Annotated in this window: 21 protein-coding genes; 11 read left to right on the forward strand and 10 right to left on the reverse strand. The window is 68.6% G+C overall.

The features are described from left to right. Positions 1 to 51: 51 nt before the first annotated feature. The 3 genes from AC3ERS_RS06720 to AC3ERS_RS06730 all read right to left on the reverse strand — a co-directional run bounded on the left by AC3ERS_RS06720 (position 52) and on the right by AC3ERS_RS06730 (position 2,600). Positions 52 to 357, reverse strand: coding sequence for a hypothetical protein (locus AC3ERS_RS06720; RefSeq protein ID WP_431964587.1), 306 nt, complete (start codon positions 355 to 357; stop codon positions 52 to 54). 95 nt (positions 358 to 452) lie between these two features. Continuing rightward, a complete protein-coding gene (locus AC3ERS_RS06725) occupies positions 453 to 1,292 on the reverse strand; it encodes a MerR family transcriptional regulator (RefSeq protein WP_431964589.1) in 840 nt (279 codons plus the stop codon). A 444-nt stretch (positions 1,293 to 1,736) separates the two neighbouring features. After that, the gene (locus AC3ERS_RS06730; RefSeq protein WP_431964591.1) at positions 1,737 to 2,600 is read right to left on the reverse strand and encodes a sigma-70 family RNA polymerase sigma factor; all 864 of its coding nucleotides are present in this window, start codon (positions 2,598 to 2,600) and stop codon (positions 1,737 to 1,739) included. Between the two features lie 75 nt (positions 2,601 to 2,675). On the opposite strand from AC3ERS_RS06730, the gene AC3ERS_RS06735 reads away from it, so the two are divergent. Genes AC3ERS_RS06735 through AC3ERS_RS06745 form a run of 3 tightly spaced genes read left to right on the forward strand, consistent with a single transcriptional unit; the run spans position 2,676 to position 3,532 of the window. Beyond that, positions 2,676 to 3,056, forward strand: coding sequence for a DoxX family protein (locus AC3ERS_RS06735; RefSeq protein WP_431964593.1), 381 nt, complete (start codon positions 2,676 to 2,678; stop codon positions 3,054 to 3,056). A gap of 39 nt (positions 3,057 to 3,095) precedes the next feature. Next, a complete protein-coding gene (locus AC3ERS_RS06740) occupies positions 3,096 to 3,233 on the forward strand; it encodes a hypothetical protein (RefSeq protein WP_431964595.1) in 138 nt (45 codons plus the stop codon). Next, positions 3,230 to 3,532 carry a Rossmann-fold NAD(P)-binding domain-containing protein gene (locus AC3ERS_RS06745; protein WP_431964597.1) on the forward strand — a complete coding sequence of 101 codons (303 nt, stop codon included), beginning with the start codon at positions 3,230 to 3,232 and terminating at the stop codon, positions 3,530 to 3,532. The genes AC3ERS_RS06740 and AC3ERS_RS06745 overlap by 4 nt, the downstream gene beginning before the upstream one ends. 140 nt (positions 3,533 to 3,672) lie before the next feature. Here AC3ERS_RS06745 and ychF read toward each other — a convergent pair whose 3' ends face one another. Next, on the reverse strand, positions 3,673 to 4,752 hold the full coding sequence (gene ychF / locus AC3ERS_RS06750; protein WP_431964599.1) for a redox-regulated ATPase YchF: 1,080 nt from the start codon (positions 4,750 to 4,752) through the stop codon (positions 3,673 to 3,675). Positions 4,753 to 4,968: 216 nt separating this feature from the next. After that, positions 4,969 to 5,541 (reverse strand): TetR/AcrR family transcriptional regulator, encoded by a 573-nt coding sequence (locus AC3ERS_RS06755; RefSeq protein WP_431964601.1) that lies wholly within the window; start codon positions 5,539 to 5,541, stop codon positions 4,969 to 4,971. 77 nt (positions 5,542 to 5,618) lie between these two features. Between AC3ERS_RS06755 and AC3ERS_RS06760 the strand changes: the two genes are divergently transcribed. Next, positions 5,619 to 6,251 (forward strand): NAD(P)-dependent oxidoreductase, encoded by a 633-nt coding sequence (locus AC3ERS_RS06760; RefSeq protein WP_431964603.1) that lies wholly within the window; start codon positions 5,619 to 5,621, stop codon positions 6,249 to 6,251. A gap of 106 nt (positions 6,252 to 6,357) precedes the next feature. Here AC3ERS_RS06760 and AC3ERS_RS06765 read toward each other — a convergent pair whose 3' ends face one another. Further along, complete coding sequence (locus AC3ERS_RS06765) at positions 6,358 to 7,278, reverse strand: quinone oxidoreductase family protein (protein WP_431964605.1); 921 nt, start codon at positions 7,276 to 7,278, stop codon at positions 6,358 to 6,360. A 174-nt stretch (positions 7,279 to 7,452) separates the two neighbouring features. Here AC3ERS_RS06765 and AC3ERS_RS06770 point away from each other — a divergent pair, with 174 nt between their 5' ends. Both AC3ERS_RS06770 and AC3ERS_RS06775 read left to right on the forward strand, forming a co-directional pair. Next, complete coding sequence (locus AC3ERS_RS06770) at positions 7,453 to 8,289, forward strand: helix-turn-helix domain-containing protein (protein ID WP_431964607.1); 837 nt, start codon at positions 7,453 to 7,455, stop codon at positions 8,287 to 8,289. 10 nt (positions 8,290 to 8,299) lie between these two features. Next, the gene (locus tag AC3ERS_RS06775) at positions 8,300 to 8,722 is read left to right on the forward strand and encodes a VOC family protein (RefSeq protein WP_431964609.1); all 423 of its coding nucleotides are present in this window, start codon (positions 8,300 to 8,302) and stop codon (positions 8,720 to 8,722) included. Between the two features lie 2 nt (positions 8,723 to 8,724). Here the strand turns inward: AC3ERS_RS06775 and AC3ERS_RS06780 are convergent, their stop codons facing one another. From AC3ERS_RS06780 to AC3ERS_RS06790, 3 genes are all read right to left on the reverse strand, one after another. After that, entirely contained in the window at positions 8,725 to 9,537 is an 813-nt protein-coding gene (locus AC3ERS_RS06780) for a carbohydrate ABC transporter permease (RefSeq protein WP_431965365.1), read from the reverse strand. Between the two features lie 167 nt (positions 9,538 to 9,704). Beyond that, positions 9,705 to 10,607 carry a carbohydrate ABC transporter permease gene (locus AC3ERS_RS06785; RefSeq protein WP_431965367.1) on the reverse strand — a complete coding sequence of 301 codons (903 nt, stop codon included), beginning with the start codon at positions 10,605 to 10,607 and terminating at the stop codon, positions 9,705 to 9,707. 62 nt (positions 10,608 to 10,669) lie between these two features. Continuing rightward, positions 10,670 to 12,067: an ABC transporter substrate-binding protein gene (locus AC3ERS_RS06790; RefSeq protein WP_431964611.1), complete on the reverse strand. Its 1,398-nt coding sequence runs from the start codon at positions 12,065 to 12,067 to the stop codon at positions 10,670 to 10,672. 194 nt (positions 12,068 to 12,261) lie between these two features. On the opposite strand from AC3ERS_RS06790, the gene AC3ERS_RS06795 reads away from it, so the two are divergent. The 5 genes from AC3ERS_RS06795 to AC3ERS_RS06815 all read left to right on the forward strand — a co-directional run bounded on the left by AC3ERS_RS06795 (position 12,262) and on the right by AC3ERS_RS06815 (position 18,812). Beyond that, on the forward strand, positions 12,262 to 14,541 hold the full coding sequence (locus AC3ERS_RS06795) for a carbon starvation CstA family protein (protein ID WP_431964614.1): 2,280 nt from the start codon (positions 12,262 to 12,264) through the stop codon (positions 14,539 to 14,541). Next, on the forward strand, positions 14,541 to 14,783 hold the full coding sequence (locus AC3ERS_RS06800) for a YbdD/YjiX family protein (RefSeq protein WP_431964616.1): 243 nt from the start codon (positions 14,541 to 14,543) through the stop codon (positions 14,781 to 14,783). Before AC3ERS_RS06795 ends, AC3ERS_RS06800 begins: the two co-directional genes overlap by 1 nt. A gap of 193 nt (positions 14,784 to 14,976) precedes the next feature. Then, positions 14,977 to 16,665 carry a DNA-3-methyladenine glycosylase 2 family protein gene (locus tag AC3ERS_RS06805; protein WP_431964618.1) on the forward strand — a complete coding sequence of 563 codons (1,689 nt, stop codon included), beginning with the start codon at positions 14,977 to 14,979 and terminating at the stop codon, positions 16,663 to 16,665. 33 nt (positions 16,666 to 16,698) lie between these two features. After that, on the forward strand, positions 16,699 to 17,211 hold the full coding sequence (locus AC3ERS_RS06810; protein WP_431964620.1) for a methylated-DNA--[protein]-cysteine S-methyltransferase: 513 nt from the start codon (positions 16,699 to 16,701) through the stop codon (positions 17,209 to 17,211). 149 nt (positions 17,212 to 17,360) lie between these two features. Further along, positions 17,361 to 18,812 (forward strand): MFS transporter, encoded by a 1,452-nt coding sequence (locus AC3ERS_RS06815; RefSeq protein WP_431964622.1) that lies wholly within the window; start codon positions 17,361 to 17,363, stop codon positions 18,810 to 18,812. Positions 18,813 to 18,948: 136 nt separating this feature from the next. On the opposite strand, the gene AC3ERS_RS06820 is transcribed toward AC3ERS_RS06815, so the two are convergent. Beyond that, positions 18,949 to 22,053, reverse strand: a complete 3,105-nt coding sequence (locus AC3ERS_RS06820; protein ID WP_431964624.1) for an AAA family ATPase — start codon at positions 22,051 to 22,053, stop codon at positions 18,949 to 18,951. Positions 22,054 to 22,229 lie beyond the last annotated feature (176 nt).

The raw sequence follows: 22,229 nt of genomic DNA on the forward strand, positions 1-22,229 counted from the left end.
GGATCCCTGCTTGTCTTTGCGGTCGTTGTTGATCTGCTGTGACAAGCGGAATCAGCCGATGAAGGGATTACCCCAGCCGTCGCCGAATGCGGCGATGATCATCGATGCGCCGATGGAGCAGGGAATGATCCCGAACCCGGCCAGGAATCGCATCGTGGCGGAGTTCCAGCCTCGAAAGTGCATGCGTACGGTGCTGGCGATCGCGGTCACTGCCCAGATGGCAAGCGCGAGAATCGATCCCACCGGTAGGGCCCAGAAGTACAGGACGCCGACCAACGCCAGGGTGAAGAAGAACACCAATGCGAAACCCGACACGACACCGAGGATCACGCCCCAGCAGTACCCGATCCAGGTCAAGACGGTTCCTCGCGCACCCGCCTGATTCTGTGGTGCTCGTTTGCCCCAATCTAGGTCAGTGTTCGTGACAGGGGAGTCGAAGTGTGCGTTCATCACTACTCCTGGGTGCGATCGGCAGCCAGGAACCGGTCTACCGCTTCGATGTCGTCGTCGCCGGTTTCGAGCAGGCGCTCGTTGAGGATCGGTATCGAGCCGTCCAGCCAGGCAGGGCGTTCGCCGTTCGCGGGCAGCAGTTCGTGTCGTTCGACGAATTGTTCGGCTAGGTGACGGACCGATTCTCGCAAGGCGCTGACGACTACTCCTTCGGCCAGGCCGGTCAATTCCTGCAGGAGTGCCCGGATCCGGTCGAGTTGGTCGGTCTCGGAGCTGTCGGCCTGGATGCGAGGCCACAGCGTGCGCTCGAAGATGTCGCCGAAGTCGGCTGCGATCTGGTCGGTGTGTGCACGTAACTGGACGATCTGGTCGAGCACCTCACTCGGCGGTAAATCGAGTTCGGCGACCCGCAGGCCGCTGGTGAGCGCCCAGCGTCGCGTCTGCGGCCGGCCGCGCCTCCACCGGATCAATCCGAGCTGAGTTGCCTTGCGCAGCAAGCTGGGTCGCAGACCTTTGGGCTTGATCATCAGTCGGATATCTCCCAAGCCGAGCGGTACCCAATCTTCGGGCCCGCCAGGCAACGCGAGCAGATCGGCGACTGTCGCCCCCTGCTCGCGTGCGGTCAACAGTTCGGCGATCGAGGTGAGTGAGAAGCCGCGGTCCTGCAGGCGCTGCACTAATTCGAGACGTTGCAGGTGTGAGCTGTCGTAGCGCGCGGTGCGGCCGACTCGGCGTGGTGCATGCAGCAACCCCTTCGACTGATACATGCGCACGGTGCTGGTCGGCACTCCGGCCCGCGCGGCGACCTGCTCGACGGTGAGGTCGGTATCGGTCGTTCGCATGAGTCAAGCATCGCGGGATCAAACTTCGCTAGTCAATACTGTTCTAGTAAATGCTCGAATAGTCACAATTGAGGACTGCCGCATGGGGACGGATCCTCATACCTGTTCACAGCCAGTGGTTCGACCAGGATCGAACGTCCTGACATGCCGCATACCGCGCTGACCGAACCGGCCAGCGGACGGTGCTGACGGAGCGACTGAGCCCCCGCCCGGATACCGGACGGGGGCTCAGCAGAGTCTCTACCAGCAGCGATACATGCGCTGCCCTACTTCTTCGCAGAGGCTAATCCGCTTCGGAACTCGACCCCCTTGACATCCAATATCTGCACGTCAAGCGCCCTGTCCAGAGCCTGGGTCGAGTTCCGAAGCCGAATAACTTCTACACGCAACTCTCTGACCCCAGCCGCCGCCGCTGCGACCATTCGCGGCGCGTTCGAACTCGGACTATGGCGCCGTGAATTCTATCCTCGACAATCGGTCGTCGTCCGCGACCGCGGTGATCTCCGCGATGCGCTCGCCCGCGAATCGCAAGGTCATGACCAGCATCAGCATGCCGCGCGGGGCCAGGACCATGCCCGGCTCGCCGTCGAGCATGATCGCGCGGGCAGGCCGCGCCTTTCCGCAGAACGCTGCGGCGAGGTCTCGGCCGCCGTCGAAGTCGGTTCCCGCTCCCAGCAGGCGGGCGGCTTCGTCCGTGCGGTAGGTCGCGTCCGGGTCGAGCATTGCCAGGAGCGCCTCGAACTCACCGTTCTGCGCGGCCCGCAGGAACGTCTCGACGGCGCGGTATCGCCGCATCCGGTCGTCGCTGTCCGACTCGGAGTTCCCTCGCACCCGTCGACGCGCGCGGCTGGCGATCCGCTGCGTCGTCTCGGGGCTGCGGTCGACGATCGGGGCGATGTCGGCGAACGATACGGCGAACAGGTCATGCAGGACGAAGGCGATACGCTCGGTCGGAGACAGCCTGTCCAGCACCACCAGCAGCGCCAAGCCGACAGAGTCCGCCAGCAGGGCCTCCTCCTCGGGATCGGCCCCAAGCCGCGCACCGAATCCTGCGTCGTGTTCGTCGAGGAAGTCCTCGCGGCGCGACTCGCGGGACCTGAGCATGTCCAGGCACACCCGGCCTACCACGGTCGTCAACCAGCCAGGCAGGTTCGCGACGTCGCCGGTGTCGGCCCCGTCCGCCTTGAGCCAGGTCGTTTGGACGGCGTCGTCGGCCTCGCTGAGCGACCCCAGCATCCGGTAGGCCACCGCCCGCAGGTGGCTCCGATGCTCCTCGAAGCGCTTCGCGAGCAGTTCGTTTCCGTTCATGTGTCTGGTTTCCTCGCCGTCACCCGTCAGAGAAGCAGGAAGCCGTTCCGACATGAATATTGGAGGCAGTAAATCATGAACGTCGCCCTGTGGATCGTGGCCGGGGTGCTGGCGGCCGTGCTCCTTGTCAGCAGCGCCAAGCTGGTGATTCCCAAAGAGAAGATTGTGGCCGCAGGCGACTACGCCGCGTGGGCAAAGGATTTCAGCCCGGGCACCCTGAAAGCTCTTGGAGTCGTGGACCTTCTGGGCGCGGTAGGGCTGATCCTGCCCGCCGTGCTCGACATCGCACCGATCCTGGTTCCGGTGGCGGCGACCGGCACGGCCCTGCTTTTCGCCGGGGCGATCATCGTGCGGCTCCGGCGCGGTTTGTGGACGACAGCCATCGCCGAGGTGCTCTACCTGGCCATAGCCGTCTTCGTGGCCTGGGGCCGTTTCGTCCTCGAGCCCTTCGCCTGACTCGGCTCCAATGCCGCAACCACTACAAAGGAGAAACACATGACCACGCACCCGACCTCGGCGCTGATCACCGGCGGCAACAAAGGACTCGGCCTGGAGACCGCCCGCCGACTCGGAGAACTGGGCTGGACGATCTTCCTTGGCTCGCGTGACCCTGGACTCCTATTGGATCCATGATGATCGCGACCGACCCCACGCAGCCCCCCGCGACATTCCACGAGCTCGCCTACAGCTCCTCCAAAGCCGCACTGAACATGATCACCATCAGGTACGCCCAAGCCCTCCCTGAGATCAGATTCAACGGCCTCACACCTGGAGAAGTCGCCAACCGCAAATACACCGCCACCGACATCAACAATCACACCGGCCAACTGACCGTCACCGAAGGCAGTGACCCGATCATCGAACTCGCGACCATCGGCGCCGACGGACCGACCGCAACCTTCATCGACCGCCTCGGCCCCGTTCCCTGGTAATTGCCCGTGTACCGCGCCCACCGAACCAGCCAACGCGCGGCCCTGTCGAAACGCCTGAGCCCCCACCCGTCCGCGGGATGGGGGCTCAGCAGAGTCTCTACTGGCAGCGATCGATCAGGCGACCTACTTCTTCCCAGAAGCTATACGTTGAAGCGGAACTCGACGACGTCGCCATCTGTCATGACGTAGTCCTTGCCCTCCATGCGGACTTTGCCCGCAGCCTTCGCGGCCGCCATGGATCCCGCTTCGACCAGGTCGTCGAAGGCGACGATCTCGGCCTTGATGAAGCCGCGTTCGAAGTCGGTGTGGATGACGCCCGCTGCCTTGGGGGCGGTGTCGCCCTGGTGGATGGTCCAGGCGCGGGATTCCTTAGGGCCTGCGGTGAGGTAGGTCTGGAGGCCGAGGGTGTGGAAGCCGGCGCGGGCGAGGGCGTGCAGGCCGGGTTCGGTCTGGCCGATGGATTCGAGGAGTTCCATGGCGGATTCGGTGTCGAGCTCGAGGAGTTCGGCTTCCACCTTGGCGTCGAGGAAGACGGCGTCGGCCGGCGCGACGGAGGCCTTCAGTTCGGCGACCTTGGCCTCGTCGGTGAGGACGGACTCGTCGGCGTTGAAGACGTAGAGGAAGGGCTTGATGGTGAGCAGCGAAAGCTCTTTCAGCAGTTCGGTGTCCACCTGATCCTGCGCGGCGAAGAGGGTCTTGCCGCTGTTGAGGATCTCCTGGGCCGTCTTGGCCGCGTCGGCGACCGGCTTGCGGTCCTTCTTGACCTTGGCTTCCTTCTCCAGCCGCACGACCGCCTTCTCCAGGGTCTGCAGGTCGGCGAGGATGAGCTCGGTCTCGATGACCTCGATGTCGGCGGAGGGGTCGACCCGGCCGTCGACGTGCACCACGTCGTCGTCGGCGAACACGCGCACCACCTGGCAGATGGCGTCGGCCTCGCGGATGTTGGCGAGGAACTTGTTGCCGAGGCCCGCGCCCTCGGAGGCGCCCTTCACGATGCCCGCGATGTCGACGAAGGACACGGTGGCGGGCACGATGCGCTCGGAACCGAAGATCCCGGACAGCTGGTCCAGCCGCGGATCGGGCAGCGGGACCACACCGACGTTCGGCTCGATGGTCGCGAACGGGTAGTTCGCGGCAAGCACGTCGTTCTTGGTCAGCGCGTTGAACAGCGTCGACTTTCCGACGTTGGGCAGGCCGACGATTCCGAGGGTGAGACTCACGAGGTAGAGAGTCTACGCGGCGCGGACCTGCGCCCTGCTCGCGCCTGCCGCATGGTTCCGGCGGACGCCGGAGCCGCGCCGCCGACCGGGACCGCGGCATCACACCGACACCAACCCGCCGCGCGCGCACCACTCCACCGGCGCAACTCGCCTCCGACGTCGGCAGATCGACCTTCCGAAGCGCCGATAGACAGGTGACCAGGCAAGCCCGGCGTTCTACAGAGCGCGAGCCAGCGTTCGCGCAACGCTGCGGGCCAGCTCGTCCGACGCGGCGGCCGCCTCCGGTCCACCCTCGTAGTACCGCAGGAACGCCTGATGGAAGCAGACGCCGTCGAGCAAAGCCGCTACCGTCTCCACTTCGACGCCGTCACCGACTCGACCCAACCCTTGCTCCGCGCGCAGGTACGCCGCGATGCCCTCGATTGCCTTCCCCGGACCCGCGCCGTGCCTGCTCATCGCGTCCCGATGCGCCGCCATCCGTTGCGGCTGCGCGAGCAGACCACCGAGCAGCGGCAGCGACTGCTGATAGAAGTTCAGCGCACCGCGAGCCAGAGTGGCGAGGTTGTCCTCGACGGTGGCCGCACCCGGCACCGGGTACGCCTCGGCCGGGCTCGGCATGCGATGCCGCAAGACATTGAGAATGATGTCTTCCTTGTCGCTGAAGTGCTTGTAGAGCGCAGCTTCGGAGTATCCGGCCGCCTTGGCGATTTCCTTGGTCGTGGCGTGCACGACGCCACGGTTACGCATGATCTCGGCGGCGGCGTCGAGGATCTGGTCGCGAGTCCCCACGAATCTCCCTCTTGACAGGTTAGTAAGTGCTCACCCAGTATAGGTGAGTAAATACTCACCAACCACAGGGGTCAGATATGCGACTCACCATCTTCGGGGCCAGCGGCGGTACCGGCGGACGCCTCGTCCAGCAAGCACTGGCGCGCGGGCATCAGGTCACGGCCGTGGTCCGCACGGCGCACGACCTTCCGGACCACCCCGAGTTGCGCGTGATTACGGCGGATGTGATGAACCCCGCCGATATCGCGACCGCCATCCAAGGGGCGGACGTCGTACTCGACTCGATCGGATCGCGTGACACCGGACCGACCACGGTTTCCACCGACGCCGCGCTCTCCATCGCGAAGGCCATGGAGTCGACGGGGGTCCAGCGCCTGATCCTGGTCAGCAACAGCGCCAGGATCGCCGGGCCGGGCGACGACTGGTTCACCCGATTCGTGGTGAAACCGCTCATCCTGCGCCGATTGCTGCGGCACAGCCTCGCAGACATGGCGGCGGCCGAACAGGTGGTGCGCGATACCGACCTGGAGTGGACCATCGTCCGCGCGCCTCAGCTGACCGACAAGGCCGGAAAGGGTTCGTATCGGACGGCGCTGGACCGCAACGTCACCTTCGGCATCCGTATCAGTCGCGACGATCTGGCCGCGTGCATGCTCGATCTGGCGGCCGACCCGCGGACGATCCACCGGCACGTCAACGTCGCGAGCTGACGGGCACGCGTCGGCTGGCATCGGCCATGCGGCCGTGCCGATCAGGGGACGATCACGATGTCGGCCGCGCATTTCCGGTGCGGCCGACAGGTGATCGGCGAATCGATCAGGGAATCAGTACGACTTTGCCGAGGTTGCCGCGGCTTTCGATCACCGCGTGCGCCGCCGCCGCGTCCTCCAGCGCGAATTCCCCGTGCACCACCGGCCGCACCTGCCCGGACGCGAAGTACTGCCACAGCTCCTGCCGCCAGTGCTCGTACACCTCCGGCGTCTCGCGTGCGACCCGCGCCATCTGGAAGCCGATCACCGACTTGGCGCCTGCCAGCAGGTCGTAGGCCTGGATGACGCCGCCGCCGGAGCTGTAGGCGACGAGACGCCCGCCGGGCGCGAGGGCGGCGAGGGCGGGTCCGAGCAGTTCACCGCCGACGGCGTCGAGGACGTAGTCGACGGGCTCGCCCCACGACTGGTCGTAGACGACCACGTCGTCGGCGCGGAGTTCGCGCAGGAAAGCGCCCTTGGCCGGGTCGGAGACGGCGGCAACCACGCGCTTGGCTCCACGCACCCGCGCCAGCTGCACGGCCAGGTGCCCCACACCGCTCGCCGCGGCGGTGACCAGCGCGGACTCACCGGACGCCGGCTTCGCGGCATCGAGCGCACCGAGCGCGACGAGGCCGCTGCGCACCAGCGCGACCGCGTCGACGGCGGAGGCGCCATCGGGAATGGGCGACGCCATGTCCTGGCGCAGCAGCGCGTACTCGGCGTAGCCGTGCCCGAAGCACAGGCCGGTGACGCGATAGCCGGGCGCGAAGTCGGTGACGCCCTCCCCCACGGCGATCACTTCGCCCGCGATCTCCCCGCCCAGCGGGATGGGCTCGCGCTGTTCGCGCACCTTCCGCACCACCGGCAGGGTCACGCCGATCGCGTGCACCTTCACCAGCAGTTCGCCGGGTCCGGGCGCCGGTGTCTCGGCCGACTCCAGCCCGAGCACTTCGGGACCACCACTGCGCTCGTATCGGATTCGACGCATGACACCTCCACTCCTCATCTGAAGGCGTAAAGGTAACCGGCCGACAACCCGAACTCACATACTCGAGGCCACCCGTGTGCGCGATCTCACCGCACCCCGAACCGCGGCGTGTGTCACGTTTGCGGGCCGGAAGATCGGTAGGCGGACGACCCGTGCGGGCGTACCGTGACCCGTATGGAGCCGACCACGGAGGTGGTGACGGCCCGACCGGCGCCCGCGCTGGCGGCCTTCATCGATCACTACCTCGGCTACCGGATGACCGGATACGCGCCCGGCCTGCACCGGGGAATGCCGTCGCGCCATCTGACCTTCATCGTCGCCATCGGCCCGACCATCGATGTGGTCGCGCAGACCGATCCGGCCCAGCATCCGCGCGACTATCGCTGCGTCCTCAGCGGATTGCAGGCGAGTTCGGCCGCCATCGCGCACACCGGACATCAAGAGGGCGTGGCCATCGCGCTCACCCCGCTCGGCTGCCGGACGCTGTTCGGGCTGCCCGCCGCGAAGATCTGGAACACCTCGCTCGAATGCTCCGAGCTCGCGGGACCGACCGGTGACGAGCTGTGGGAGCGTCTTCAGGGCGCGGCGCCGTGGGCGCGGCGATTCGCCGTCTGCGACGAGATCCTCACCCGCATGGCCTGTCCCGACCGGCTCGTCACTCCGGAACTCACCTGGGCTTGGCGTGCCGTGGTCGCCAGCGGCGGCACCGCGAGCATCGGTCCGCTGGCCGATCGCATCGGCTGGTCCCGCCAGCATCTGACGCGCAAGTTCGGCGCGGAGTTCGGTCTGAGCCCGAAGCTCGCCGCCCGCGTCACCCGTTTCGAGCGAGCCAGGCGGATGCTCGAGCACACACCCTCGTTCGTCTCCATCGCTCAGGTTGCCGCGACCTGCGGATATTACGACCAGGCCCATTTGAATCGCGACTTCCTCGACCTCGCGGGATGCAGCCCGACCACCTGGTTGGCCGAGGAGATTCCATCCGTCCAAGACGAGCCAGGGGTCGGCGGATGAGGCTGGAACCATGACGAATCCCACGACAGCAGACACCACCACCCGCACCGCGATCTGGCCCTGCCTCGCCTTCCGCGACGCCAGGGCGATGACCGATTTCCTGGTGAACGCCTTCGGCTTCCAGGTCTCGGCCAGCTACGCCCGCGAGGACGATCCGTCGATCGTCGAGCACGGCGAACTGCGCTGGCCGCTCGGCGGCGGCATCATGTTCGGCACCGCGGGCAAGGACGACACCCCGTTCGGGCAGCGAAGGCCCGGCAACGACTCGATCTACGTCGTCTGTGACAAGCCCGACGATCTCTTCGAGCGCGCGACCGCCGCGGGCGCCGAGGTGGTGCGCGGCCTGCGCGACGAGGACTACGGCTCGCGCGGCTTCACCGTCCGCGATCCCGAGGGCAACCTCTGGAGCTTCGGCACCTACTGGGGCGAATAGCGCTACCGTCCGCCGAAGCCGGACATCGCGATGCCGCGGAGGAAGGCGCGCTGACCGATCGCGTAGACGGCGAGCAGGGGCAGCAGGATGACGACGGCGGCCGCCATCAGGAGCGGCCACTGCGAGTAGTACTGCCCCTGCAAGCGGACCAGCCCGAGGGTGGCCGTCGCCAACTCGTTGCGCTGGATCATGACCAGCGGCCAGAGGAAGTCGTTCCACACGGTGATCCAGGTGAGCACCGCTAGCACCATGAGCGCCGGGCGGGTGTGCGGGAGCAGCACGCGCCAGTACACCTGCCAGGTGGAACAGCCGTCGAGAATGGCCGCCTCCTCCAATTCCGTTGGCAGCGTGCGGAAGAACTGACGCATCAGGTAGGTGCCGAAGGCGCTGCCGAACAGGCCGGGCACGATCATCGACCACGCGGTGTCCACCCAGCCGAAGGCCCGCATGAGCAGGAACTGCGGGATGACCGTGACGGTGAGCGGCACCATCAGTGTCGCCAGGTAGGCGAGGAACAGTGCCTCGCGCCCGCGAAAACGCAAGCGCGCGAACGCGTATCCGGCCAGCGAACAGAAGAACACCTGCCCCGCGGTCACACATATCGCGTAGACGGTGGTGTTGAGCAGCATGCGTCCCATCGGCAGCAGCTCGAACACCCTTCCGTAGTTGGACCATTGCGGATCCGCGGGCAACAGAGTGGGTTCGGTGATCTCTCCGTCGCGCTTCAGCGAACCCGACAGCGCCCACAGGATCGGCGCCAGCGCACACCACGCGACACCGACCAGCGCGGCGTAGATGCCGATACCGCGCACCAACCTGCGTACGGCCGCCCGTTCCGCGCGCCCACCCGCGTACTTTCCGGGAGTGTGCGGATCGGTCTCCCTTGCGACCACGCTCTCCCCCACCCCGTGTGCGCAGGTGATCACAGCGGTCCCGCTTCGATGCTCGCCTGCCGACGCCCGCCGAACGATCCTGTACACGTTCACAGTTCGGTCTCCGTACGCCGGGCCAATCGCAACTGAACGATCGTGAGCGCCAACAGGATCGCGAAGATCACCCACGCCAGTGCCGACGCGTAGCCCACTTCGTAGAACCCGAATGCGTGCTGGAACAGCATGATCCCGAGCAGATAGGTGCCCGTCTCGGGTCCACCGTTGCCGCCGGTGAGCGCGTACGCCTGGTCGAAGGCCTGCACCGAGTTGATGACGGTGATCACGAAGACGAACGACAGCGGCCCGCGGATCAGCGGCAGCGTCACCGAGCGGAAGCGCCGCACGGCGCCCGCGCCGTCGATCTTCGCCGCCTCGTACAGAGTTTCCGGCACGCCCTGCATGGCCGCGAGCAAGATGACGGTGGCGAAAGGCACGCTCTTCCAGACGGTCACGATGCTGAGCGAGACCAGCGCCCAGTCCGGGTCGGTCAGCCACGGCACCGGGTCGACGCCGAACCAGCCGAGCACGAGGTTGAGCAGCCCGTCGTCGGTGGTGAAGATGAACCGCCACACCACGGCCATCGCCACCGTCGAAGCCACCAGCGGCAGGAACGCGAGCGTGCGAAACAGGCCGATACCGGCCAGCTTTCGATTCAGCACGGCCGCGACGACCAAGCCGATCGCCACCGTCGGCAGCAAGGTCAGCACGGTGAACACCGCGGTATTGCGCATCGCTATCAGGAACAGCGGATCGGAGCCGAACAGCCTCCGATAGTTCGCCGTCCCGACGAACCGCGGCGGGCTGAACAGATCCCACGCGTGGAAGCTCAGATACAGCGAGAAGCCGAGGGGGAACAGCAGGAACACCAGCACCGCGGCCAGATTCGGTGCGATGAACAACCATCCGGCCCGCTCGCGCCGGCGCGCGAGCCGACCGGGACGCGCCCGGCGCATCGTCTTGTGCGGCGGAGTCGCCACACCCGCCTCGTCCAGTACCGCGTCGTCGACGGAGGTACTCATCGCGCCGCCAGCAACGCGTCGACGTCCGCGGCGAGCCGTCCACTCTGCGACTGCGCGGTCGCCGCACCGCGCAACACCCGGTTCCCGCCCCGTTCGAGCAGCGCCGACACCTTGCCCCACATCGGCGTCACCGGCAGCGGACGCGAACTGTCCGGACCGTCGGTCATCACCGCCAGATTCCGGATCTCGCGATGCGCCGCCGCGAATCCCGCTGTGGCCATGGCGGATTTCAGCACCGGCACGAACAGTCCGGACGCGGCGACGATGGCCTGCCCGACCGGTCCGGTCGCGAACTTCACGAATTCCCAGGCCTGTTCGATGCGCGGGCTGTCGGCGGCGATGGACAGGCCGGTGCAGCCGACATCGGTGATCGCCCCGGGTCCGCCGTGCGGGCCGACGGGCAGCACGGTCAGATCGATGGGAACGCCGTCGTTGCCTGCGAATTCGGAGTAGAGCCAGTGTCCGCCCAGCGCCATGGCCGCGCGGCCGCGCCGGAACAGGTCCGGCGCCGAAACCGACTGCTGGTCGGCGACTCTCGGCGCCACTCGATGGTGCACCGCGAGATCGGCATAGAACTGGAAGCCCTCCGCGAAGCGCGGGTCGCCGAGATTGGTGCGGGCCGGATTCACCGAGGGCGTGAACCATTCGGCGCCGTTGTTCATCCCGAAGCAGGCGGCCGAGAAGTACGGCACCCAGGCGTCGGCGAACCCCCACTGCCTGGTGCGGCCGTCGCCGTCGCGGCGGGTGAGCACGCGAGCGGCGTCGAGGAACTCGTCGAAACTCCAGGCGTCACGCCAGCGGGTCGGGGGCGTCAGCCCGGCGTCGGCGAACAGTGCGCGGTTGTAGTAGAGGAAGACGCCGGACCACTGCTCGGGCAGTGCGTATTGGCCGCCACCGTAGGTGAAAGTGTCGTACAGCGTGGGGAAACTGTCACGCCGCAGCTCGGCGGCGTACTCCGGTTCCCGGTCGAGCAGTGTGCGCAGATCGAGCAGCACGCCGCGCTCGGCCAGCCCCGCGTAGAGCAGTTCCCAGGCCATCAGCACGTCGGGGCATTTGCCGCCCGCGCAGTAGGTGAGCATCTGCTGCAACGGGTCCGGGCCCGACATGATGGTGCGCACCGGAATATCGGGATGCCGTTTCCGGAACTCTTCGATGATGCGCAACCGGACTCGCGCTTCCTCGGGGCGGGCCTGGAAGAAGAATGTCAGTGCATCATCGCCGGAGCCGCACGCGCCTGCCAGCAACGGGGCGGCGAGCGCCGAGCCGAGCAGGGTGCGCCTGCGAACTCCGCGCGGCGCGTCCGCGATCTTCGGCGGCCCGAGCGGGCGCGCGGGCGGGCACGGCGCGGGCGAACGCGGGATCGGATCCAGAACAGCCCTCCTCGGGGCGGACATGGAGTGTGACGAACCGCATCGCAGCATACGTCCGGCTATGACAGCCCGGACGACAGACACACGAACAATATTTAACGGTCGTCCATCGATGGCCGGAATCCGCGCAGCAGCGATCGGCCATCCGCTACCTTGTCTCGTGTTTCAGCAAGATCCCGCACGTCGAGATCCTGCGCGTTTCACAGGAGAGTAGGCAGATGGCGACAATCGAATATCTGCGGACCGACCCCGACCTGCCGCCCGTCGGCGTGGTGGACAGGTCCCCGATCACCCCGGCCAAGAAGGCTGTCTTTGCCGGAATCGCGATACTCGGCGCGGTCGCCTGGACCATCCTCGCCATCGCGCGCGGCGAGAACGTCAACGCGGTCTGGATCGTCATCGCGGCGGTGTGTACCTACGTCATCGCCTACCGCTTCTACGCGCGGTTCATCGAGTGGAAGATCACCAAGCCGCGCGACGACATCGCGACGCCCGCCGAAATCCTGGAGAACGGCAAGGATTTCATGCCGATGGACCGGCGGGTGCTCTACGGGCACCACTTCGCCGCCATCGCGGGCGCGGGCCCGCTGGTCGGCCCGGTGCTCGCCGCGCAGATGGGCTATCTGCCAGGCACCATCTGGATCGTGGTCGGCGTCTGCCTGGCCGGTGCGGTGCAGGACTACCTGGTGCTGTGGGCCTCCACCAAGCGGCGCGGGCGCAGCCTCGGCCAGATGGCGCGTGACGAGCTCGGCGTGGTCGGCGGCATCGCGGCCATCGCGGCGATTCTCGTGATCATGATGATCCTGCTCGCGGTGCTCGCGCTGGTCGTGGTGAACGCGCTCGGCGAGAGCCCGTGGGGCGTGTTCTCCATCGCGATGACCATCCCCATCGCCCTGTTCATGGGCGTCTACCTGCGGTTCCTACGTCCCGGCAAGGTCGGCGAGGTGTCCGCGATCGGCATCGCGCTGCTGCTGCTCGCCATCGTCTCCGGCGGCTGGGTGTCCGAAACCGAATGGGGGGCCGACTGGTTCACGCTTTCGCGGACCACCATCGCCTGGCTGCTGATCGCCTACGGCTTCCTCGCCTCGGTGCTGCCGGTCTGGCTGCTGCTCGCCCCGCGCGACTACCTGTCCACCTTCATGAAGATCGGCACCATCGGCCTGCTCGCCGTCGGCATCCTGATCACCATGCCGGTGCTGAAGGCCCCCGCGATCTCCGACTTCGCCTCCACCGGCACCGGTCCGGCCTTCGCGGGCAGCCTGTTCCCGTTCCTGTTCATCACCATCGCCTGCGGCGCGCTCTCCGGTTTCCACGCGCTCGTCTCCTCCGGCACCACGCCCAAGCTGCTGGAGAAGGAATCGCACGCGCGGATGATCGGCTACGGCGGCATGCTGATGGAGTCGTTCGTCGCCGTGATGGCCATCATCACCGCCTCGATCATCGACCAGCACCTGTACTTCGGCATGAACGCGCCGCTCGGCCTGACCGGCGGCACCCCGGAAAAGGCCGCCGCGTACACGAATTCGCTCGGCCTGGCCGGTCCGCCCGCCACGCCGGAGACCTTCTCCGGCGCCGCCGCGGACGTCGGCGAGAAGACCATCATCTCGCGCACCGGTGGCGCGCCCACGCTGGCGGTCGGCATCTCCGAGGTGTTCCACCAGTTCCTCGGCGGCGAGAGCATGAAGTCGTTCTGGTACCACTTCGCGATCATGTTCGAGGCGCTGTTCATCCTGACCACGATCGATGCGGGCACCCGCGTCGCGCGGTTCATGACGTCGGACGCGCTGGGCAACTTCGGCGGCCCGCTGGGCAAGTTCAAGGATCCGTCCTGGCGGGTCGGGGCGTGGCTGTGCTCGTTCGTCGTGGTCGCGGCGTGGGGTTCCATCCTGCTGATGGGCGTCACCGATCCGCTGGGCGGCATCAACGCGCTCTACCCGCTGTTCGGCATCGCCAACCAGCTGCTCGCCGCCGTCGCGCTGACCGTCGTGATGACCATCATCGTGAAGAAGGGCCTGGCGAAATGGGCGTGGATTCCGGGCATTCCGCTGGTCTGGGACCTCCTCGTGACGATGACCGCATCCTGGCAGAAGATCTTCTCCGCCGATCCGAAGCTCGGTTACTGGAAGCAGCACTCCCTCTGCCAGCAGGCGCAGGAAGCCGGGAAGCTCTGCCTGACGGCGAAGACGCCGGAAGACGTGGACACCGTCATCCGCAACACCTTCATCCAGGGCACGCTCTCGATCGTGTTCGCGGTGCTGGTGCTGATCGTCGCGGTGGTCGGCGCGCTGGTGTGCGTGCGCGCCTGGCGCTCCGGCGGGGGTGAGACGACCGAGTCGCCGGAGGAGCCGTCGAAGATCTTCGCGCCGAGCGGGTTCCTCGCCACCGCGACCGAGAAGACCGTTCAGAAGGAATGGGACGAGCTGATCGCGACGGGCAAGGTGCGCGCACCCGGCGCGGCCCACACGCACGGCGCGGCCAAGGCGGAAGCGCCCGCGTAATGGGTGAATCATTCGCGCCGCGGGAGGGCAGGTCAGCGCGACCGGCCCTCCCGCGGCGTGCGCTCGACGCGGTCCGCGCGGTCATCTGGTGGTTCGACTCGATCCTCGGCGGCCAGGACTACCAGCGCTACGTCGCGCACCTACGACGCAACCACCCGGACTGTCCGATCCCCACCGAGCGCCAATACTGGCGCGACCGCCACGCCGAAGCCGACCGCAGCCCCACCAACCGCTGCTGCTGATCCCACCTGTCACAGACTCCCCATACGCCGCACACAGGCTTCTCGACGCGATGACGTTTCCCGCCGACCGGGGCGTTTCCGCCGCCCGTCCGGCGAGCCTGCGCCACCGCGCCTGTGCAGCGCGTGGGCGGTCCGCGCCGCCTCGGCGATGGTGTCTGTTTTCCGCTAGCACGGTGCGGCGAGAGCTGACATTGTGGATTGCGTGACGATCACGGCGTTGGATTTCGAGCAGTGCTATCGGGCGGTGTCGACGCGCGACTCGCGCTTCGACGGTCAGTTCTTCACGGCGGTGCGTACCACCGGAATCTATTGCCGCCCTTCGTGTCCGGCGATCACGCCGAAGCGGGCGAATGTCAGCTTCCTGCCGACGGCGGCCGCGGCGCAGCACGAGGGGTACCGGGCATGCCGCCGTTGCCTGCCGGACGCTGCGCCCGGCTCGCCGCTGTGGAACACCCGGGCCGATCTGGCCGCCAGGGCCATGCGGCTGATCGGCGACGGCGTCATCGAACGAGGCGGGGTACCCGCGCTGGCCGCCACCCTCGGATACTCCCAGCGCCAGCTCACCCGGGTGCTCACCACCGAACTCGGGGCCGGGCCGCTGGCGCTGGCCAGGGCGCACCGCGCGCACACCGCGCGGCTGCTCATCCAGACCACCGCGATGCCGATGTCGGATATCGCGTTCGCCGCGGGTTTCGCCAGCATCCGCCAGTTCAACGACACGGTGCGCGAGGTGTTCGCGGTCAGCCCGACCACCATGCGCACCGAGGCACAGCGCGTTCGCAAGGACCCCGGGCAGACCACGCCGACGGCGAACGGCACACTCTCGCTTCGCCTTCCGTTCCGGGAGCCGCTGGACCGCGCCTGGCTGGAGTGGTTCCTCTCCGCGCACGTGGTGCCCGGCATGGAGCTCTGGGAAGACCAGGTCTACACCAGGAACCTGCGCACGCCGCACGGGCACTCGACGGCGCGGCTGAGCATTCGCGGCGATCACGTGCGCGCGGAACTGGCGCTGCACGACATGCGTGATCTCGCGCCGACCGTCGCACGGGTGCGTCACCTGCTCGATCTGGACGCCGACCCCGTCGGCATCGACGAGGTGCTCGGCGCGGACGCGACGGCGGCGCTGCGGGAAGGCGCGACGTCGACGAGGCGGGGAAGCGCGACGTCGACGAGGCGCGGGTCCGCGGGCCGCCCGGTGGACGCCTTCGATGCCGAGGACGCGCGGCGGGTGCGGACAGCCACCCTGCCCGATGTGGGCAGCGCGCCAGCCACCGTCGGCACGGGCACGTCGCGCGCCGGCGCGGACCGGGTGGTGTTCACCCCCGGCATTCGGGTGCCCGGTTGCCTGGACGGCCCGGAACTGTTGTTGCGCACCATGATCGGACAGCAGATCTCGGTGTCGGCCGCGGCCACCCACACCGCCCGGTTGGTGGAGGCGCTCGGCGATCAGGTCGAAGGGCCGGCGCGGCGACTGTTCCCGACCCCGGACGTCATCGCCGAGCGGGGCGCCGAGGTGCTGACCGGTCCGTCGCGGCGCATCCGCTCGATCGTCGGCGCGGCCGCCGCTCTGGCGGCGGGTGATCTGCAACTGCATGCCGGTCGCACCGCGGCCGAACTGCGCCGGGATCTGCTGGCACTGGACGGCGTCGGGCCATGGACCGCTGACTACGTGACCATGCGGCTGCTGGCCGATCCCGATATCTTGCTCGACACGGACTTGGTCGTCCGGCAGGGCGCCGACCTGCTCGGCATCGACCTGAGCGACACCGCACGCTGGGCGCCTTGGCGCTCCTATCTGTCCATGCACCTGTGGAAGACCGCGCTGAGCAGACGCGCCGCCGCACCCAAGCGACCGGCCCGCTCGGCACGCAAGACCGACTGACCCACCTGCCGCACCATCGAAAGCGAGCACACCATGAGCATCGAATCGACCCGCGCCGCCGACTTCGGCATCGTCGACACACCCATCGGCCCGTTCACCGCGATCACCGACGGCGAGGGCGCGGTGCTGGCCTCCGGCTGGACCGCCGACGCGGAGAACCTGCGCCTGCTGATCCACCCGGCGCTGCGTCCCGGCCAACTGCGGCAACGGGATTCGCTGGGCGCCGTATCGGAGGCCATCCTCGCCTATCACCGCGGCGACGTGCACACCATCGACGATGTTCCGGTGCGTCAGCGGTCGGGGGAGTTCCTCATGCACGCCTGGGACGTGCTGCGGAAGGTCCCCGCGGGCGATCCGGTGACCTACACCGAGTTCGCCGCCATCTCCGGACGGCCGGAGGCGACCCGCGCCGCGGCCAACGCGTGCGCGCGCAATGCGGCGGCGCTGTTCGTGCCGTGCCACCGGGTGCTGCGGATCGGCGGGGCGCTCGGCGGGTTCCGCTGGGGGCTGGACGTCAAAAGGTGGTTGCTCGATCACGAGGCGTGAGGTTTCACCCGGCTCGCACGCGCCGGTCGCCCGCTGGGGTGACCGGCGCGTTCTCGTTTCCGGAGCCGCTCACCGAAGGGCGCGCCTTGACTAGAGTTCAACTCTAATGACAATCTCACTAGAGTAAAACTCTAATGAGAGGACGGCTCATGGCCGAGAGAGTCTTCGACCGCAGGGACCGGCTGGTCCTGCTGCTGATCACCGTCGTGGAACTGGTGGTCTTTCTCGACACCACCGTGCTGAACGTGGCGTTACCCGCCATAGGCGCCGACCTCGGGCTCGGCGAGGCCGGGCTCGGGTGGGTCACCAACGCCTACCTGCTGGCGTTCGGCGGGTTCATGCTCCTGGGCGGGCGAGCCGCCGACCTGATCGGACCGCGCCGGGTATTCACCGGCGGGTTGGTCGTGTTCACCGCCGCGTCGGCGCTGGCGGGCTTCGCCGACTCCGCCGCGCTGCTGATCGCGGCGCGCGCCCTCCAGGGCGTCGGGGCCGCGGTGTTGATTCCGGCCCAATTGGCCCTGCTCACCGCGAGTTTCACCGCGCAGGCGGCCAGGAACCGAGCCTTCGGGGTGTGGAGCGCGATGGGCGCGGCGGGCGCGGCGATCGGCACCGCGGTGGGCGGGCCGCTCACCGACGCGTTCGGCTGGCCGTCGATCTTCCTGGTCAACGTGCCCGTCGGGCTCGTCGCCCTCGCAGGCACCCGGCTGCTGCCGCCCGACACCGCGCGTCCCGCCGAAGGGCTGCGCAGACTCGACATCCCCGGCGCGATCACCGGAACCACGGCGTTGCTGCTCATCGGCTACGCGATCGGCGCGCTCGGCTCCCCCGGCACCCGTGCGATCGCGGCCGGTCTTCTCGTTCTCGGGATGGCGCTGCTCGCTGGCTTCGTGGTCGTCGAAGCGCGCAGCCCGCACCCGCTGATGCCGCTGCGGCTCTTCACGATTCGCCAGGTGAGCGGCTCGGCGGTGGTGAACGCCCTGGTCGGCGCCGCACACGTGCCCACTTTCGCACTGCTGGCGCTGTATCTACAGAACAGCCAGGACTACAGCCCGACCCGCTCGGGTCTGGCGGTGCTCCCGGTCGCGGCGGTCAACATCCTCGCTTCCCGCACCCTCATCCCCTACCTCATGGATCGCCTCGGCGCGGCGCGCGTGCTGGCGCTCGGCCTCGGCCTCCAAGCCCTCGCCATGGGGTGGTTCGCCCGCCTCCCGGCGCACGCCGACTACCCGATCGACATCCTCCCCGGCGCGATCCTGCTCGGCATCGGCCTCCCCGCCGCCTTCGTCGGCGTCACCGCGCCCGCCGTGACCTCGGTCGACACCGCCGATACCGGGATCGCCGCAGGCATCGTCAACACCGCCCAGCGTGTCGGCTCCGGCCTCGGCGTCACCGCCCTGCTCCTGCTCGCCGACCTGATCACCGCCCGCGCCACCACGCCACCGGACACCGCCTACCGCACCGGGCTCACCGCGGCATTCGCCACCGCCGCAGGCTTGGCCACGCTTGGTGTGCTGCTCACTCTCGCTTTGCTGAGGACGCGGAACGCGGCGTCCGACAGCGACGCATCGACGAAGACATCACACGCAGGAAAGACCCTGTAGTAACGCTGTAGTAATTCCGTAGCAGGGCAGCCTGATCGACGTCCATCCGGTCACTCATCCCGACGAACTTCGTCGGTAGCCGCACCTCCGCCTCCGGCCATGCGCGGTCGAGGGCAGCACTCGTCCGGATGTTCCGTCAGGCGACGGTGGTCTCCAGGCGGGAGCCGGTGCGGCCGCGCAGGACGTGCAGGCGGCTGGGGATGCGCTGGCGCATTTCGTCGACGTGGCTGACGAGGCCGACGACGCGGCCGCCCGCGCGGAGTTCGTCGAGGACGCCCATGACGGCGTCGAGGGTGTCGGGGTCCAAACCGCCGAAACCCTCGTCGATGAAGAGGGTGTCCAGGACGAGGCCACCGGATTCGGCGGCGACGGTGTCGGCCAGTCCGAGCGCCAGCGAGAGGGACGCCATGAAGGTCTCTCCGCCGGAGAGCGTCTTGGCGGGACGCACGGCGCCGGTGTAGTCGTCACGAATGTCGAGGCCGAGGCCGCCGCGCCTGCCGCGCGGACCTGCCTTGTCGGAGTGCACGAATTCGTAACGGCCACCGGACATTCGGCGTAGTCGCACCGAACCGGCGAGGGCCACCTCCTCGAGGCGAGCGGCGAGCACGTAGGAGCGCAGCGACATGCGCCGGTTGTTCTCGCCGCGTCCCGCAACCACATCGGCGAGTCCGGCCAGCTCTTCGTGGGTGCGCTGTAGCGGCGCGATCCGGTCCACCTCGGTCCACAGCTGGCCGCCGAGTTCCTCGAGCAACTGCACCCGCCGCCCCGCCTCGGCCTGCGCGGCGACGGCCGCGTTCAGCTCGACCTGCGCGTCGGCGAGCCCGCGCTCCAGCTCGGCGAGATCGCCGGGTTCGGCGGTGGCGGCGGCCTGGATCTCGGGTTCGGCGAGCACCTTCTCGGCGTGCGCGCGGGCGTGCTCGGCGGCGACGAGTTCCGCGTCGATCTCCTGCTGCCGCTGCGGGGTTCGTGAGGCCGCGTTGACGACGCGGGCGAAAGCGGTGAGCAGCGCGACGTCGTCGCGGGCGGTATCGGCGCCGAGCTGCTCTTCGGGAACGAATCCGGCTGCGCGGGCCAGGCTTTCGACGCGATCCGCGATCGCGGTGACGTGCTCGCGCGCGGTGGCCGCCGCGGTGCGTGCGGCGCGCAGCGCGGTGGCGTCGGTGACCATTCCGTTCAGCCGGGCGCGGCGGCGGTCGATGGTGTCGTCGGAACCCGCGGCGGCGCGCAGGCGTTCGGTGAGTTCCGCGAGGCGGGCGACCGACGCGGCGATGCGGGTGGCGACGGTGCCCGCGCCCGTCTCGGCCGCGCGCAGATCGTCGTGCATGCGGGTTTCCTCGGTGCGCAGCCGGGAGAGTTCGGCGGTCGACCGGTCGGCCAGTGCGGCGAGTTCGGCGGCGTCCTCGTAGCGGTGGGTCGCCGAGCGCAAGGCGGCCGCGAGCTCGACGTGGTCGGCGTCGCCGCCGCGTGCGGTCAGCGCCTCGATCTCCTTTTCCAGACCGATGATTCGGGAGTGAACTCGGTCGCGGCTCCCCTCGGCGGTGCGCTCGGCGGCCACCGCCGCGTCCTCGGCTTCCTTGGAGACCGCGCTCGGCGCGGGCTCGGCGGGCGCCGGGTGCTCCGCCGCGCCGCATACCGCGCACGGTTCCCCGTCGACCAGCTGACCAGCCAGTTCGGCGGCCATGCCGGCCAGGCGACGCTCGCGGAGGTCGAGCACGCGCTCCTTGGCGTCGTTGTGGACGGTCCGCGCGGTCTCGAATTCGATCCGCGTGCGGTCCAGATCAGTTCTGCGACCCGCCAATTCGACGGCTGCGGTGGCCGCGGCCTGGAGTCGTTCGCACTCGGCGGTCAGCGAAGGCAGCGTGGCGGCGGCCTCGGTCGCCTCACGGACCCTGGCCTCGGCCGCGGCGATCGTCGCGGGCAGGCGCTCGCGCCGCCCGATCAGCTCGGCCGTCCGTTCGGTCAGCGCCGCGGATTCGGTACGCAGCTCGTCGATTTCCCGCCGCAGCCGGTCGGCAGCGGTGGCATCGGCCCGCACCTCGTCGAGCGCGCCGATCTGGGCGCTCCAGCGACGAACGACGGCGTCGAGATCGGCGTCCTCGCGAATCGTCGGACCCGATCGATCCGCACCCGAATCTGCTTCCGCACCAGGACTTTCCGACGCGACCAGAGTCGCACCATCGAGATCGGCCGCGGCGGGATCGAGCAGCGCGGCCGCCGATCGCGCCGCGACCGTAGCCGCCTCGCTCTCCCGACGGCGCGAGGTCATGACCGCGGCCCGCGCCTCGTCGATGGCCTCGGCGACCGGCTGGGCCCGCTGAGCGGCCTCCAGTTCCTCGCGCAGCGCGGCGCGATGCTCGGCGCTCGCGGCGTAGTCGTCGAGCTGACCTCGGGCGGCGATCATCCTGCGCCGCAGTTCCGCGAGCCGCCGCTGTTCGTCGGCGAATTTTCGCAGCTCGGACGAAGCCTGTTGGCAGCGTTCGGCTTCCGCGGTCGTCTCGACCAGGTCGGTGCGCGCGGTCGCGAGCAGATCCTGCGACCAGCTCACCGCCTCCAACACGCCGACCGACTCCGTCACGCTCAGGCCCGCGGCGCCGCGGATCTGCGCGATCAGCCGTTCGATGCCCTGCCTGCGGGATTCCAGTTCGGCCGCCGAAGCGCGGCGCTTGTCGGCGAGCCAGTGCTCGGCGGTGCCGAAACGTTCGGTGTCGAAGAGCTTTTCGAGCAGCTTCTCGCGATCCTCGTTGTCGGCCCTCAGGAAACGCGCGAAATCGCCCTGGGGCAGCAGCACCACCTGGAAGAACTGATCGGCGCTCATGCCGAGCAGGCGGATGATCTCGTCACCGATGTCGGGGATGCGGGAGAGGTTCTCGCCGCGCCCGTCCAGCCAGGTCAGCGTGGCCTTGGGCGGGTCGGTGCGCATGCCGGTGCCGCGCAGCTTGGGCCGCTCGAACTCCGGAATCCTGGTGAGCCGCAATCGTCGCCCGCCGAGCGTCGCCTCCAGCACGACCTGCGGGGGCGTCTGTTCCGGCGCGTGATCCGAATGCAGGCGCTTGCTTTCGCCGCGCGCGCCGGGCACCCGGCCGTAGAGGGCGAAGGCGATCGCGTCCAGCACCGTCGTCTTGCCCGCGCCGGTCTGCCCGTGCAACAGGAACAGACCGTCCGCCCCGAGCGCGTCGAAGTCGACGACCGTGGTGTCGGCGAACGGGCCGAACGCGGTCATCTCCAGCCGATGCAGTCTCATGCGGCGGCCTCGCGCGGAACCCGCCACGCACCGGCGCGCCCGTCGATCGGCACCGCGCGCCGTCCAATCAGGACAGCCGCGGGCCGTTCGTTCAGCGCGGCGCCGTCCCCTTCCCTCGACACGGTCCCACGCCAACCGCTCGACACGGCCCCACGCCAACCGCTCAGTGCGGTCAC

The sequence above is a fragment of the Nocardia sp. bgisy134 genome (assembly GCF_057708325.1).

Coding starts and splice junctions, on each gene's coding strand:
- AC3ERS_RS06725 (WP_431964589.1), bottom strand. CDS start 1,292: ATGCGAACGACCGATACCGACCTCACCGTCGAGCAGGTCGCCGCGCGG.
- AC3ERS_RS06730 (WP_431964591.1), bottom strand. CDS start 2,600: ATGAACGGAAACGAACTGCTCGCGAAGCGCTTCGAGGAGCATCGGAGC.
- AC3ERS_RS06735 (WP_431964593.1), top strand. CDS start 2,676: ATGAACGTCGCCCTGTGGATCGTGGCCGGGGTGCTGGCGGCCGTGCTC.
- AC3ERS_RS06740 (WP_431964595.1), top strand. CDS start 3,096: ATGACCACGCACCCGACCTCGGCGCTGATCACCGGCGGCAACAAAGGA.
- AC3ERS_RS06745 (WP_431964597.1), top strand. CDS start 3,230: ATGATGATCGCGACCGACCCCACGCAGCCCCCCGCGACATTCCACGAG.
- AC3ERS_RS06760 (WP_431964603.1), top strand. CDS start 5,619: ATGCGACTCACCATCTTCGGGGCCAGCGGCGGTACCGGCGGACGCCTC.
- AC3ERS_RS06765 (WP_431964605.1), bottom strand. CDS start 7,278: ATGCGTCGAATCCGATACGAGCGCAGTGGTGGTCCCGAAGTGCTCGGG.
- AC3ERS_RS06770 (WP_431964607.1), top strand. CDS start 7,453: ATGGAGCCGACCACGGAGGTGGTGACGGCCCGACCGGCGCCCGCGCTG.
- AC3ERS_RS06775 (WP_431964609.1), top strand. CDS start 8,300: ATGACGAATCCCACGACAGCAGACACCACCACCCGCACCGCGATCTGG.
- AC3ERS_RS06785 (WP_431965367.1), bottom strand. CDS start 10,607: ATGCGCCGGGCGCGTCCCGGTCGGCTCGCGCGCCGGCGCGAGCGGGCC.
- AC3ERS_RS06790 (WP_431964611.1), bottom strand. CDS start 12,067: ATGTCCGCCCCGAGGAGGGCTGTTCTGGATCCGATCCCGCGTTCGCCC.
- AC3ERS_RS06795 (WP_431964614.1), top strand. CDS start 12,262: ATGGCGACAATCGAATATCTGCGGACCGACCCCGACCTGCCGCCCGTC.
- AC3ERS_RS06800 (WP_431964616.1), top strand. CDS start 14,541: ATGGGTGAATCATTCGCGCCGCGGGAGGGCAGGTCAGCGCGACCGGCC.
- AC3ERS_RS06810 (WP_431964620.1), top strand. CDS start 16,699: ATGAGCATCGAATCGACCCGCGCCGCCGACTTCGGCATCGTCGACACA.
- AC3ERS_RS06815 (WP_431964622.1), top strand. CDS start 17,361: ATGGCCGAGAGAGTCTTCGACCGCAGGGACCGGCTGGTCCTGCTGCTG.
- AC3ERS_RS06820 (WP_431964624.1), bottom strand. CDS start 22,053: ATGAGACTGCATCGGCTGGAGATGACCGCGTTCGGCCCGTTCGCCGAC.